Below are 13,697 nucleotides of genomic sequence, written 5' to 3' on the forward strand. Positions count from 1 at the left end.
CATGAACTCGGTGCCGGGTCCGTAGTTCCACCCGTAGGTGGCATCCGGCGTGTAGAGCTCGGCCATGGGCTTCCAGTCACCGGCGGCCTCGGCGTCGCGGTTGGCCTGGAGCCAGTGCTCGACCATCTCCTCGATCTCGGCACGGGGGTAGGCGGTCATCGGGGGCCCTCCGGGGGGTGGGCACAGGGCGGGACAGGGCAGATCGGGCGGATGCGCATCAGTCCTCCAGGATCGACAGGGCGCGGGTCGGGCAGTACGTCACGGCCATCTGCACCGCCGGGCGCTGGGCGTCGTCGGGACGGTCGGCCCGGATGGTGAGCTCGCCCTGCTTCGACACGGCGAACACCTCCGGTGCCTCCGAGGCGCACACCCCGTGGCCCTGGCAGAGGTCCTCGTCGACGACGACGCGCCAGCCCATCAGCCGACCTCGCGCTCGGGGCGAGACCGCCGGCGGTACCGGGCGGTGCACGGCGCGGCCAGCTGGACCACCATCTTGGAGTGGTCGTTGCGGTAGCTCTCGGGCGCCTGGGCCGGCTCGAACTCCCAGTCCTGGAGCAGCACGCAGAAGATGGCCTTGAGCTGCATCAGGGCGAACGCGGCTCCGACGCAGCGATGGCGCCCGGCGCCGAACGGGATCCAGCTCCACGGGTTGGCGACGTCCTCGTGTCGGGGCTCGAGGTAGCGCTCGGGCCGGAACCGGTCGGGATCGGCGAAGGCCTCCGGGAGGCGGTTCGACACCGACATCGACGCCCCGACGAGGCTGCCCTCGGCGATCGGGTGACCGGCGAGGACGAGGTCGCGGGTGGCCTTGCGCAGCACCAGGATCAGCGGTGGGTGGAGGCGCAGGGCCTCCTTGATCGAGGCCTCGAGCCGGGGGATCTCCCGCAGGGCCTGGTAGCTCACGTCGGACCCGTCGGTGAACAGCTCGTCGAGCTCGACGGTCACCGCCGCCTTCTCCTCCGGGTGGCGCAACAGCTCGATGAGCGTCCACGCCGCGGTGCCCGAGGTCGTGTGGTGCCCGGCGAACATCATGGAGATGAACATGCCGGTGACCTCATCGGCGCTGAAGCGGTCGCTGCCGTCGGGCTCGGTGATCGACATGAGCACGTCGAGCAGGTCACGCTCGGCATCGGGGGGAGGGTCCTCGCCGGCCCGGCCATCCATGATCGACTGCACCAGGTGGACGAGGCCGATGCGGGCTGCGTCGCGGCGGCGGAAGCTCTCGATGTCGGCGTAGGGGTCCACGTAGGCGAGGGCGTCGGTGCCCTGCTCGAGGTCGTGGTAGAGCGCGGCGAAGCGACCGTCCAGCTGTTCGCGGAACCGGGTCCCGATGAGACACGCCGAGGAGGTGTAGATCGTGAGCTCCGCGAACCACTCGAGGAGGTCGATCTCGCCCTCGTCGTCCCAGCCCGCGACCATGCGCTCGACCTCCGCCGAGATCGTCTCCGCGTGGCCCCGCATGAACGTGTCGCGCAGGGCCTGGTTGTGGAGCATCTCCCGGCGCCGCTCCGGGGGTGCGTCGAAGACCACGCCCTTACCGAAGATCGGGGTCATGAACGGGTAGGCCGCGGCCTGGTCGAGCTCGTCGTCGGGGGCCCGGAAGAACGCCTCGTTGGCCCCGGGCCCGGTGAGCAGCACGACCTCCTGGTCGGCGAGGCGGAAGCGGCCGGCGTCACCGCACTCGGCGCGCACGCGGGCCATGAGCGCAATGGGGTCGCGCCGCAGCTCCTCGAGGTGCCCGGTGTCGCCGTCGTCCCCCGACACCATGGGCGGCTCGGCGTGGGCGGCGTCGGTCGCGGTCGGCGGCGTCATGGGGTGGCTCCCGGGTCGGGGGTCGGGTCGTCGGTGGTCGGCAGCGGCGACGGGACGTCACCGCCCGCGGTGCCCGGGCCCGGGGCGCTCGAGTCGCCGGGGTCGACGGTGGGCTCGGGGGCGATCTCGATGGCCGGGGCCGGGGCGGTCGCCGGGGCGGGGGCGGTGGCGTCAGGCGACGCAAGGCGGGCGGTCGCCGGCGCCTCGGGTGACGCCGGGCGGGCGGTGGGGGCCTCGGGCTCGACCTCGACCAGCGTCAGGTGGGTGCCCCGCGGCGTGGCGACCACGGCGATGATCGCGTTGGCCACGTCGCGGGGGCGGAGGTAGCCCGGGTGCCGCAACAGCCCCCAGCGGGTCCACTCCTCCACCGTCTCGACCACCACCTCGTCGGACCAGCTGGTGCCCTGCTCGGTCGCGGACGGGCCGGGGCGCACGATGCCCACCCGCACGCCGGAGCCCTCCAGCTCCATCTGCATGACCCGGGCCATGGCCTCGAGCCCGGCCTTGGAGGTGACGTAGGCGGCCATCCGGGGACGCGGCACGCGCACCACGTCGGAGGTCACGAACACCACGTCGCCCCGGCCCCGGGTGACCATGGCCGGCACCAGCGCGGCCACGAGGCGCTGGGCGCCGAGCAGGTTGACCTGCACCTGGCGGGCGAAGTCGTCGGGCGGGGTGGCGAGGGTGGTCTGGGGCAGCACGTCGCCGGCGTTGCTGACGACGATCTCGATCGGCCCGTGCACCGCCTCGGCGGTGGCGGCGAAGGCATCGACCGACGCCGCGTCGGTGAGGTCGAGGGTGACGGCGGTGGCGATGCCTCCGTCGGCCCGGATCTTCTCGGCCGTCTCCTGGCACCGGTCGACCCGCCGGGCGCCGAGCACCACCGGGTGCCCGACCGACGCGAGGCCGAGCGCGACGGCCCGGCCGATGCCCGAGGACGCGCCGGTGACGACGGCGGGCCGCCGGTCGGGGTGCGGGTCGAAGCGGGGCATCAGCGGGCCGTCACGGTGGTGGGCAGCGCGGCAAGGCCCCGCACGTTGACGCTGTGCACCCGCTCGATGCCGTCGGGGTCGATGTCGTAGTCGCGCACCCGGCGCACGAGCTCCTCGAGGCAGACCCGCGCCTCGAGGCGGGCGAGGGAGGCACCCAGGCAGAAGTGGCGGCCGAACCCGAAGCTGGCGAGGGCTCCGGTGTCGCGCCCGATCAGGTAGCGGTCGGGCTCCGCGAAGACATCCGCGTCGCGGTTGGCCGAGCCGACGAGCAACAACACCCGATCGCCGGCCGGGATGGTGGTCCCGTACCGCGTGACGGTGTTCGTCGCGACGCGGGCCAGCATCTGGCTGGAGGTGTCGTACCGGAGGGTCTCCTCGACCCACTCGGGGATGCGGGCCGCCTCGGCGAAGGGCTTGGCCCGCTCGTCGGGGTTGCGCCACGCCCAGTACCAGGCGTTGCCGAGCAGCTTGGTGGTGGTCTCGTTGCCGGCCACGACCATGAGGAAGAGGAAGCTGATGATCTCGGAGTCATCCAGGCGGTCACCGTCGATCTCGGCGTCGAGCAGCGCCGAGGTGAGGTCGTTCGTCCGCCGCGCTCGCCGCTGGGCGATCATCTCCGCGTAGTACCCCACGAGGTGGAGGGCTGCGTCCATGCCCGCCGGCGGCACGTCGGTCACCCCGTCCTCGCGGTGCACCAGCAGATCCGACAGGCGGCGCAGCTCGGCCCGGTCGGCCATCGGCACTCCGACCAGCTCGGAGATGACGTCCATCGGCAGACGCCCGGCGACCTCCGCGATGAAGTCGAGGCTGCCGCGCTCGACGGCTTCGGCGACGTAGCCCTCGGCGATGGTGCGGATGCGAGGCTCGAGGTCGTGGACCCGACGAGGGGTGAACCCCCGCGACACCAGGGCGCGCATGCGGCCGTGGCGGGGCGGGTCCATGGCCAGGAACGACATGGTCCGGTGCGCGTGGGGCCCGGAGGCGGTGGGGTCGAGCGACACGCCCTCGGCCGACGAGAACGTCGCGGTGTCGCGGAAGCCGTCGATCACATCGGCGTGGCGCGACAACGCCCAGAACCCGTGCTCGTCGTTGCGGTACACCGGGGCCTCGGCGCGCAGCCGGGCGTAGGTCGGGTACGGGTCTTCGTGGATCCCGTAGGAGTACGGGTCGTACGCGACCGGGTCTGCCGCGGTGGTCGCCGGAGCCGTCACGGGCCCAGGACGAGCCGGGCCACGGTGGCCATGCGGTCGGCCAGCTCGGCGTGGGGGAAGTACCCCATGCCGGCCTGCAACATGGCTCCCGACAGGGCGAGGGAGAGGGCGTCGAGCACATCGGCGTCGAAGGCCGCGCCCAGCGCGGCGCGCAGTCGCGCCGCCATCTCGATGCCGATCTGTTCGCGGATGCGGGCGACATCGGGGTCGCCGGCGAGGAGCGACGTCGTGCAGGCGGCGGCCAGCTCGGGTTCACCGGTGATGAGATCGGCGATGTCGGCGATGGCGGTGGTGACGCGGGCGCTGGCCGAGCGGCGACCGTCGAGCGGCGTCGGCACCTGGTCCTGCAGGCGGCGCCAGAACACCTCGGCGACGAGGTGGTCCTTGGAGGCGAAGTAGGTGTAGGCGGTGGCGGGGGCGACGCCGGCGCGGCGGGCGACGTTGCGCACCGTCAGGCCGTCGTAGCCCGCGCCGCGAACCTCAGCGACCGCGGCGTCGGTGAGACGGGCCACGGTGTCGGCCTGGCGCTCGCTCAGGTGCCGCCGCACCGGAGCCCGGGCCTCGGTCGTAGCACCGGACGACGGGGCCCGGGTGGGCGTGCTGGACATGAATCTGGACACTAGTCCAGGACGCGGCTCCTGGTCAAGGCGCTCGACCCGAGTAGAGGGCCAGGTCGAACGCGTTGCGGGCCTCGGGCCGGTCGAGCGTGAGGGTGCGCACCGCGCCGTCGTCGGCCCGACGGAGCACCGCCGGGGCCGCCATCAAACCTCGTCGGTGCCGGCGTCGGCGTCGTGGCCGACCTCCGCCGCACGCGCCGCCGCCCGGGCGGCATCGGCCAGGACCTTCTCGACCTGGGTGAACAGCCGGGCGCCGGCGGGCCAGCCCGCGTAGTGGCTGAGGAAGACGACGATCTCGCGCAGGGCCTGCTCGTCGAGCTCGCCGTTGGCGAACGCGGCACCGAGCTGGATCGGCAGGACGTCGTGGTCGTTGTGGCCCACCAGCACGCCGAGCAGCAGGAGGCGCCGGTCGCGGACCGACAGGCCGGGCCGGTTCCAGATGTCGGCGAAGAGGTGCTCGACGGTGTAGGCGAAGAAGTCGCCGTCGCCGTCGGACATCTCCCAGCCGTAGACCTCGGTCATGGTCTCGAGCCCGCGCCGACGCCGCTCCGGATCGGTCTCCATGCCTGCCTGCCTCCTGGTCCGACCGACCCTCCGGGGCGGCCGGCCTGGACAGTAGTCCAGCGCCCTCGACCCCGACCGCCTCCAGCCACCCGGCCCCGTCCCCGGTCCCCCGAGCCGCGTCTACTGCGACTTACGCTCGCCGGGCCCACCGCGCCGGGGCGGGTCGGGTCCGGTGGAAACGGGTGGTGGTGATCTGGCCGGGGCCGGGGCGGGGACCCGGCCCGCGGTCACGCAAGGAGCAGACGGCGGCGAATGGTCACCCGACTGTCACCGGCGACGCCGATCGGCGGCGCAGGCTCATCGGGGGTGACCGGCTCGCCTCAGCGGCGGCCGCGGGGGTGTCCCGCGCCCCGACCGGCACCCGGGCCCCGGCCCCGGCCCCCGCCCGAGCCCTGGGACCGGCGCGAGCCCCCCGGCTTGGAACCCGACGGCGCCGAGACACCGTCGGGACGGCTGCGGCGCTCACCGTCGTGGTTGAGGTGCCCGCCCTTGCCGGTGGCGTCGGTCCGCCGGGGCTGGCGACGGGGCCCATCCCCCTTGCGGGAAGGCCGCGAGTCCGAGCTCCCGGAGCCGTCGCGCCCGCGACCCGACGGGCCGCCACCCGAGCGGTGGGTCCGCGTGGCGCCCCGGTCGTCGCGGGTGCGCTCGCCCCGGCTGCGCTCGCCGCTGCGTCGCCCGCCCTCGGAGGGCGCGGCGGCGACGGGTGCCGGCGCGGGCCGGTCGCTGCCCGCCCCGAGCGAGCCCACATCGGCGGAGGCGAGGCGGGCCTCGACGCCGGCCTTGCGCATCATCTTGGCGACCGCGGCGCCCTCGGAACGGGGAGCGAGGGTGACCACGAGGCCCTCGGCCCCGGCCCGACCGGTGCGGCCGGAGCGGTGGACGAAGTCCTTGGGGTCCGGCGGTGCGTCGAAGTGGACGACGCACCGCACGCCGTCGACGTGGATGCCGCGGGCGGCGACGTCGGTGGCGATGAGGGCCTGCACCCGGCCGGTGGTGAAGTTGCGCAGCGCTCGCTCGCGCTGGCCCTGGGAGCGGTTGCCGTGGATCGCCTCGGCCGCCACGCCCAGCTTGGAGAGCTGACGGGACAGGCGGTCGGCGCCGTGCTTGGTGCGCGAGAAGACGATGGCCGGCCAGTGGGCCGACACGATGTCCGCGGTGATGGCGACCCGGGTGTCGCGCTCGGCCTGCCACAAGACGTGCTGGTTGACCGGAGCGTCCTCATCGGCGTCGACGCCGTGGCGGGCCGGGTCCTTCTGGTAGTTGCGGATCAGCGTGTCGACGTCGCCGTCGAGGGTGGCGGAGAACAGCAGGGTCTGGCGATCCGGCATCACCTGGTCGAGCAGGCGGCGCACCTCGGGCAGGAACCCCATGTCGGCCATGCGATCGGCCTCGTCGACCACCACGAAGTTGACCCGGTCGAGGCGCACATCGCCGCGGTGGACGAGATCCGCGAGTCGCCCGGGGCAGGCGACGACGACGTCGACGCCCTTGCGGAGCGCGGCGAGCTGGGGACCGAATCCGACCCCGCCGTAGAACGCGTGGACCGTGCGGCCCATGGGGTGCAGCAGCAGGTCGAGCTCGTCGCGCACCTGGGCGGCGAGCTCGCGGGTGGGCACCAGCACCAGGCCCTTGGGGCGCTTGGGCGAGGCGTTGGTGATGCGGGCGGCGAGGGGGATTCCGAAGGCGATCGTCTTGCCCGAGCCGGTCGGAGCCCGGCCGCACACGTCGCGCCCGGCGAGCGCGTTCTGGAGCGTGGCCGTCTGGATCGGGAAGGGCTCGGTGATGCCCCGGTCGGTGAGGACGCGGGTGATGGGCGCGGGCACGCCGAGGGCGGCGAAGGTGGGGGACACAGGATCTCCTGGGGTGGGCCACGCAGCGTTGCGTGGTGGGCCGCAGCGAACCTGGGTGGGAACCGTCGACCGGACGAGAGGGCGAGTGATCGCCGTCGGGCTGCGCACCGGGACAGCGGCACCCGTGGGCGCCGTGATCGAACGACCGTACCGCCCGGGACCGCACGACACCCATCCCCCGGGCCGGTCATCGGGCACACGCAGCCGGAGGAGGTGGACCCGGCCCGGCTCAGATCGCCTGGATGAGGCTCAGGTTCATGACGAAGACCAGCACGCCGGCGGTGACGCCGAGGCTGTGCCAGACCTCGTGGTAGCCGAACCAGTGGGGCGACAGCCGGGGCCGCTGGGCGGCGAAGAGGGCGGCGCCGCCGGTGTAGAGCAGCCCCGCCGCCACCATCAGGGCGAGTGCGGTAGGGCGGGCCATCAGGGCCGGCAGGGCGAGGAGCCCGACCCACCCGAGCACGATGTAGAGGGCGGCACCGAGCTTGGCGAAGCGCTCGAAGGCCACCATCTTCAGCACCACGCCGGTGACGGCCCCGGCCCACATCAGGCCGAGGAGCGCGGCCCGGGCCCAGCCGTCCATGAGCAGCAGGCCCGGGGGCGTCGCGCTCCCGGCGATGAGCAGGTAGATCATCGAGTGGTCCGCGCGCTGCATGATGCGCCGAGCCCGGGGGGAGCGGGCGAAGACGTGGTACGTGCCGCTGGTGGCGTAGAGCAGCACCGAGGTGGTCCCGTAGACCCATGCCGCCACGGTGGCCTCGGTGCTCTCGGCCGACCGCACGAGCCACACCAGCCCGGCAATCGACACCGCGGCGGCCACCAGGTGGAGGCGGCCCCGCAGACGAGGCCGCTCGAGGATCGCCTTGATCTGCGTCACTGCGCCGTCGAGGTGATCCACGTCCTCTCCTTCCGAGCGGTGGGGTGCCCCGAGCCTGTCGGTCGGCCCGGGGCGATCGAGAGGTCCACCGTACCGGGGCAGGCCCCTGCGCCCTGGCCGCCCCGACCCGACGGGGTGATCCGATCGCACCGGCGTGACCTCTCATCGGCAGCGGTCGACAGCGGTCGAGCGCTCGGGGTGGCGGGCGCGCCCGGTGGTCAGGGACCGGCTTCGCTACCCTGACCGGATGGCACTCGCCCTGATGGCCCTGATCGTCGCCGGAGCCGCCGCCGTGCGGTCCACCTGGTCCCCGTGTGGCCTCTCCATGCTCTCCACCGTCACGCCGATGGCCGAGAAGGCCCGGGGCCACCGCTACGGCGTGACCGCCACCTGGTTCGTCCTGGGCGCCGGGCTGGGCGGGGCCACGCTCGGCGTCGCGGCCGCCGGCCTGGCCGCGGCCGTGTCGATCCTCTCCCTCCCGGCCTCGGCCTCCTTCGGAGCCGCCGCCGCGCTGGCTGCGCTCGCCGCCCTCGTCGATGCCGGCACCTTCGGGCGCCGGCCGCCGTTCTTCCGCCGCCAGGTCGACGACGCCTGGCTGGCGAAGTACCGGGCCTGGGTCTACGGCGGGGGCTTCGGCTGGCAGATCGGCGTTGGTCTGGCCACCTACATCATGACCGCCGGGGTGGTGCTCACCGTCGCCCTCGCCGTGCTCACCGCGTCGCCGCTGGCCGCCTTCGGCATCGGGGTCGCGTTCGGCCTGGCGAGGGGCCTGGTCGTGCTCCTCGGGGCCCGGCTCCGCTCCCCGGCGGCGCTGGGTGCGCTGCACGCCCGCCTCGACGCTCTCGAGGCTCCCGGCCGCTGGGCCGTCGTGGGCGTGCAGGCCACCGTGGCCGCCGTCGCCGCCGCCCTGGCCTGGGGTCCCGCCGCTGCCGGCGGCGTCATCATCGTGTGTGCCGTGGCCCTCGCCGCCCGGCTCCCCCTCGGCCTCCGCGACCGCACCGCCGCCCGCACCGCCTGACCGCACCGGGCCGCGATGCGGTCGTCATCCACCAGATCGCGCCACACCTCCGGGCGCAAGGGCGAGGGTGCGGTCGTCGGCGCGCGAGAACGCGTTCTAGTGTGGGTCCTCGTCGCCGATGGGAGACCTCATGACCGACACCGTCCTCGATGGCATGGACCTGACCAGCCCCGACCTCTACGCCGAGCGCGTGCCGCTCGAGGAGTTCGCCCTCCTGCGCCGCACCGCGCCGGTGTGGTGGAACGCCCAGAACCCCCAGGACCACAGCTTCGACGACGGCGGCTTCTGGGTGCTCTCGCGCCACGCGGACGTGAAGGCGGTGTCGTGCGCGCGGGAGGGGTGGTCGGCGGCGGAGAACGGCTCGATCGTCGCCTTCGAGGGCAACATCGGCAAGGAGGCGATCGACCTCCAGCGGCTGCTGTTGCTCAACATGGACCCGCCGCACCACACCGAGGTGCGCGGCGTCATCTCCAAGGGCTGCTTCACCCCCCGGGCCATCGCCACGCTGGAGGACGGCCTGCGCGAGCGGGCTCACCGCATCGTGTCCGAGGCGTTGGCCAAGGGCCAGGGCAACTTCGTCGTCGACATGGCATCCGAGCTGCCGCTCCAGGCGCTCTCCGACGTCGTGGGCTTCCCGGTCGAGGACCGGGCCAAGATCTTCGACTGGTCGAACCAGATGATCGGCTCCACCGATCCGGACTTCGTCGGGGACCCGCAGGTGTCCGCGGCCGAGCTGCTCACCTACGCCTACGCCATGGGCGAGGAGCGCCGGGCGTGCCCGATGGGCGACGTCGTCACCCGGCTGGTGCAGGCCGACTCACCCGACGGCGCCCTCTCGCCCGAGGAGTTCGGGTACTTCGTCCTGATCCTCACCGTCGCCGGCAACGAGACCACCCGCAACGCCATCACCCACGGGATGCAGGCGTTCTTCGACCACCCCGAGCAGTGGGAGCACTTCAAGGCCGAGCGGCCCGCCACCGCGGCGGACGAGATCGTCCGCTGGGCGACGCCGGTCGTGGCGTTCCAGCGCACCGCGACCCAAGACACCGAGATCGGCGGCCAGGCGATCGCCAAGGGACAGAGGGTCGGGCTGTTCTACGCCTCGGCCAACCGCGACGAGGCGGTGTTCACCGGTCCCGACCGCTTCGACATCGGCCGCGACCCCAACCCGCACGTCGGCTTCGGCGGCGGCGGCGCCCACTTCTGCATCGGCGCCAACCTGGCCCGCATGGAGATCAACCTGATCTTCGAGGCCATCGCGGACCTGGCCCCGGACATCTCGCCGGTCGGCCCGCCCGACCGACTCCGCGTGGGGTGGCTCAACGGCGTCAAGGACCTCCCGGTCCGCTACGCCTGAGAGGCCGAGTGCTCGCCAGAGCCCTGTGCGCGCCGGTCCTGAGCGGCTACGGCCTCGTCGCGCAGCTCGCGCTTCATGATCTTGCCGGCCGCGTTGCGGGGCAGCCGGTCGCCCACCACGAGCACCCGGCTGGGCACCTTGAACGACGCCAGCCGGGTCGCGACGAGGGCGCGGAGGGCATCGGGGTCGAGGGTGCGGCCGGGCTTGGGCAGCACCGCCACGGTGACCTCCTCGCCCAGGCGCTCGTGGGGCACGCCGAACACGGCGGCCTCATAGACGTCGGGGTGCTCGTAGATCGCCGCCTCGACCTCGGCGCACGACACGTTCTCACCGGCGCGCAGCACGAGGTCCTTGGCCCGGTCCTCCACGTAGACGAAGCCCTCGGCGTCGACGCGGCCCACGTCGCCGGTGCGCAGCCACCCGTCGACGAGGACCTCGGCGGTGGCCTCGGGACGGTTCCAGTAGCCCCGGACGAGTGACGGGCCCCGGAACCAGATCTCGCCCTGCTCCCCGACGGGCACGGCGACGCCGTGCGGGTCGCGGACCTCGACCTGCAGGGTCGGGAGCGTCCGACCGGTGCTCGTCGGGTGGGTGACGTAGTCGTCGCCGGAGTTCTGGGGGCCGAACGCGTTGGTCTCGGTCATGCCGTAGCCGATCGACGGTCGACCTCGCTTGAAGCCGGCCTCGACCCGGGCGACGAGGGCCGGGGGCGACGGGGCCCCGCCCCCTCCGACGCTCACGAGGCTGGAGGTGTCGAACTCGGCGAACCGGGGGGACTCCATGAGGTCCCAGGACTGGGTGGGCACGCCGACGAAGTTGGTGACCTTCTCACGCTCGATCAGCTCGAGGGCCCGTTCGGGCGACCACTTGCGCATCATCACCAGCGGTGCCCCGGCGATGGCGCACGACATCATCACCGCCACGCAGCCGGTGACGTGGAACAGCGGCACGATGAGGATGAAGCACGGGGGGAGGGCGGCCGCGGCCGCGGCCTCGTCGGGGCGGCGGAGGCGTTGCACCGCAGCCCGACAGGCGAAGGACATGACGGCCTGGGTCACGGCTCGATGGGTCGACACCGCGCCCTTGGGCCGACCCGTCGTGCCCGAGGTGTAGAGGATGGTGGCGTTGTCATCGGGGCCCACCGCGACCACCGGCAGCTCGGCGCCGCGCACGACCACGTCGTCCCACCGGTCGACGCCCTCGAGCACGACGTCGACGGGCAGGCGCACACCGATCGTCGCCACGCCGAGGCGGGCGACGGCGGGCCGGGCCCGCTCGACCCGCTCGGGATCCGCGATCAGCACCGACGCCCTCGAGTCGTCGAGGCCGTAGTCGAGCTCAACGGCAGTCCACCACCCGTTGAGCGACACCGCCACCGCGCCGATCGACGTGATGGCGGCGAAGGAGATGACCCACTCGGGCAGGTTGCGCATGGCGATGGCCACGCGGTCACCGGGCCGGACGCCGTAGCGGCCGACGAGCGCCGCGCCCAGCGCAGCGGTCTCCTCCGCGACGTCGGCGAAGCTCCGGCGCTCGTCCTCATAGACGAGGAACAGGGCGTCGCCGCGCCCGGCCCAGCTGTCGAAGATGGTGCGCAGGCTCGGCGGCGCCGCGGTGAACAGGGTCTGCGTGATCCCGTCGACCGTGGTGTCCGCCAGGGCGAAGCGCTCGCCCGGTGCGGTCACCGCCGCCACCGCCTCTTCCCAGGACATGGTGCTCTTGCTCATCGCCGCCACCCTGCCACGGCAACGGCGCGCCAGGGGACATGGGCCCGCCCGGTACGGTCGTCCCCGAGCGCCATGGAACACCCAGATCAGGCCGAACGACCCATCGACGAGCCCCTCCTCTCCACCGATCAGATGGGACCTCATCGACCTCGTGGTCGTCGAGCAGGCCCGTGATGTCCGCCAGGTGCTCGACTCGCTGCTGCTCGATGGCGGCACCCGGTCCTTCGAGGCCACCTTCCGCTCGCGGCCTTCGGGCGCGCCCACCCCCTTCTGGCTCACCGCCACCAACCTCCTCGACGACGAGGCCGTCCGGGCCATCGTCGTGAGCGGTGTGGATCTCGCCGAGCTGGTCGAGGCGCGGGCCCGGCTCGCCCACCAGGCCACCCACGATCCCCTCACCGGCCTGGCCAACCGCGTGCTGCTCCTCGAGCGCCTCGACCTGGCCCTGCGCTCGTCGGTGGGGGCGCGGGCCGATGAGCTGCTGCGCCGGGCCGACCAGAACATGTACGACCGCAAGCGGTCCCGTCGCGGCCGGCTCTAGCTCTCGAGGGGCAGCAGCACGGCCGGCACCTCGGACAGCTCAGCCTCCCAGTCGGACGGCTCGTCGAGCGCGACGACCCACGAACGCCGACGCCCCCACCGCCGTGGAGCCCTCGATGCGGTTGCGCAGCGCACCGAGGTTCACCGCCGCGATCCTCCCGGCCCGCCCGGCCCGGTGGGCTCCCGTCGGTCGGACGGGAGGGCCGGCCGCTCGGCCTGCCCGGCGGCGACGGTGGTGAGGTAGGCCGCGGTCGGCTCGGTGAGCGGGAGCGGCTGGACGGTCGTCACGGTCACGGCCCGACGGCCGTCGATGTCGGGCAGGCGCAGCAGCGTGTCGTACCAGCCGCCGCCGAGGGACACTGCGCCCCCGACGGCGAGGCCCTCGAGCAGCGACGCCGGCGGATCCACCGGCCGGCGCGACTCCTGGCCGACGACGCCCAGCACCTGGTCGACGGTGAGCAGCCAGGCCCGGGCGGGGGTGCAGATCCCGTCGGTGACGTCGAGGTCGAGGAACGCCACGCCTCCACCCCACCGGGGCGACCGCCCTCGGAACCTCACCCGGTGCGCGAGCTCGACGGCGCGGTCCGCCGTCGGCGGTGTCGCATCGGCGCACCCCCGGTGGGGCCCGTAGCGGGCGCTGCGGCTGCCGGCCTCGGCCACGCCGCCGGCCGATCCGGCGTCGGTCGGCGCCACCGTCCCCTCGAGGTAGGCGAGGAGCCGGTCGCGGCACATGTTCGACCCGTAGGCCACGTACCAGGCCCGGTCGTTCCGCTCCACGGCGCGCATCCTGGCAGGCACACCGTGGCGATGCGGACCGCCCGGGACGCGGCACACCGGTGCAGTAGCGTTGCACGACGGGTGCAGGAACATCCCCGGGCGCATCGAACCTCAGCGGTGCGGACACCACACCCGCCCGACCCAGGAACCCACAGGGGGCTCTCTCGTGTTGCACGCTCGTCGGCGGTCTGTCCGCTTCTTCGCTCTGTTCGTGCCGTTGGTGTTGGTGCTCAGCGCCTGTGGGGGCGACAAGCCCGGCAGCAGTGACGCTGCGGGTGAGGAGGAGGAGGTGGGTGATCCGGTGCGGGGCGGGTCGGTGACCTACGGGCTCGAGGCCGAGACCGGTGACGGGTGG

12 protein-coding genes and 2 pseudogenes are annotated in these 13,697 nt (G+C 73.6%); 3 read left to right on the forward strand and 11 right to left on the reverse strand.

Annotated elements, in window-relative coordinates:
- The 9 genes and pseudogenes from VNL12_RS21075 to trhA form a co-directional block, all read right to left on the reverse strand.
- Nucleotides 1–159, reverse strand: a pseudogene (locus VNL12_RS21075) (nuclear transport factor 2 family protein); the annotation flags it as partial.
- A gap of 58 nt (nucleotides 160–217) precedes the next feature.
- Nucleotides 218–418, reverse strand: a complete 201-nt coding sequence (locus VNL12_RS19195; RefSeq protein ID WP_325596729.1) for a ferredoxin — start codon at nucleotides 416–418, stop codon at nucleotides 218–220.
- Nucleotides 418–1,812 (reverse strand): cytochrome P450, encoded by a 1,395-nt coding sequence (locus tag VNL12_RS19200; RefSeq protein ID WP_325596731.1) that lies wholly within the window; start codon nucleotides 1,810–1,812, stop codon nucleotides 418–420. The genes VNL12_RS19195 and VNL12_RS19200 overlap by 1 nt, the downstream gene beginning before the upstream one ends.
- Nucleotides 1,813–2,015: 203 nt before the next feature.
- Nucleotides 2,016–2,804, reverse strand: a pseudogene (locus tag VNL12_RS19205) (SDR family oxidoreductase); the annotation flags it as partial.
- The gene (locus tag VNL12_RS19210) at nucleotides 2,804–4,015 is read right to left on the reverse strand and encodes a cytochrome P450 (RefSeq protein ID WP_325596734.1); all 1,212 of its coding nucleotides are present in this window, start codon (nucleotides 4,013–4,015) and stop codon (nucleotides 2,804–2,806) included. The pseudogene VNL12_RS19205 and the gene VNL12_RS19210, both read right to left, overlap by 1 nt.
- Nucleotides 4,012–4,623: a helix-turn-helix domain-containing protein gene (locus VNL12_RS19215; RefSeq protein WP_325596735.1), complete on the reverse strand. Its 612-nt coding sequence runs from the start codon at nucleotides 4,621–4,623 to the stop codon at nucleotides 4,012–4,014. The genes VNL12_RS19210 and VNL12_RS19215 overlap by 4 nt, the downstream gene beginning before the upstream one ends.
- A gap of 153 nt (nucleotides 4,624–4,776) precedes the next feature.
- Entirely contained in the window at nucleotides 4,777–5,196 is a 420-nt protein-coding gene (locus VNL12_RS19220) for a carboxymuconolactone decarboxylase family protein (RefSeq protein ID WP_325596737.1), read from the reverse strand.
- Between the two features lie 320 nt (nucleotides 5,197–5,516).
- Nucleotides 5,517–7,046 carry a DEAD/DEAH box helicase gene (locus VNL12_RS19225; RefSeq protein ID WP_325596739.1) on the reverse strand — a complete coding sequence of 510 codons (1,530 nt, stop codon included), beginning with the start codon at nucleotides 7,044–7,046 and terminating at the stop codon, nucleotides 5,517–5,519.
- A gap of 229 nt (nucleotides 7,047–7,275) precedes the next feature.
- The gene (gene trhA / locus VNL12_RS19230) at nucleotides 7,276–7,944 is read right to left on the reverse strand and encodes a PAQR family membrane homeostasis protein TrhA (protein WP_325596741.1); all 669 of its coding nucleotides are present in this window, start codon (nucleotides 7,942–7,944) and stop codon (nucleotides 7,276–7,278) included.
- A 226-nt stretch (nucleotides 7,945–8,170) separates the two neighbouring features.
- On the opposite strand from trhA, the gene VNL12_RS19235 reads away from it, so the two are divergent.
- Entirely contained in the window at nucleotides 8,171–8,941 is a 771-nt protein-coding gene (locus tag VNL12_RS19235; protein ID WP_325596743.1) for a hypothetical protein, read from the forward strand.
- A gap of 130 nt (nucleotides 8,942–9,071) precedes the next feature.
- Complete coding sequence (locus tag VNL12_RS19240; RefSeq protein ID WP_325596745.1) at nucleotides 9,072–10,298, forward strand: cytochrome P450; 1,227 nt, start codon at nucleotides 9,072–9,074, stop codon at nucleotides 10,296–10,298.
- Here the strand turns inward: VNL12_RS19240 and VNL12_RS19245 are convergent.
- Nucleotides 10,289–12,025: a class I adenylate-forming enzyme family protein gene (locus tag VNL12_RS19245; protein WP_325596747.1), complete on the reverse strand. Its 1,737-nt coding sequence runs from the start codon at nucleotides 12,023–12,025 to the stop codon at nucleotides 10,289–10,291. The genes VNL12_RS19240 and VNL12_RS19245 overlap by 10 nt on opposite strands.
- 151 nt (nucleotides 12,026–12,176) lie before the next feature.
- Here VNL12_RS19245 and VNL12_RS19250 point away from each other — a divergent pair, with 151 nt between their 5' ends.
- Nucleotides 12,177–12,566, forward strand: coding sequence for a hypothetical protein (locus VNL12_RS19250; RefSeq protein ID WP_325596749.1), 390 nt, complete (start codon nucleotides 12,177–12,179; stop codon nucleotides 12,564–12,566).
- A 140-nt stretch (nucleotides 12,567–12,706) separates the two neighbouring features.
- Here the strand turns inward: VNL12_RS19250 and VNL12_RS19255 are convergent, their stop codons facing one another.
- Nucleotides 12,707–13,342, reverse strand: a complete 636-nt coding sequence (locus VNL12_RS19255; protein ID WP_325596751.1) for a hypothetical protein — start codon at nucleotides 13,340–13,342, stop codon at nucleotides 12,707–12,709.
- Between the last annotated feature and the right edge of the window lie 355 nt (nucleotides 13,343–13,697).

The organism is Iamia sp., assembly GCF_035575815.1.
Taxonomy (GTDB): Bacteria; Actinomycetota; Acidimicrobiia; order Acidimicrobiales; family Iamiaceae; genus Iamia.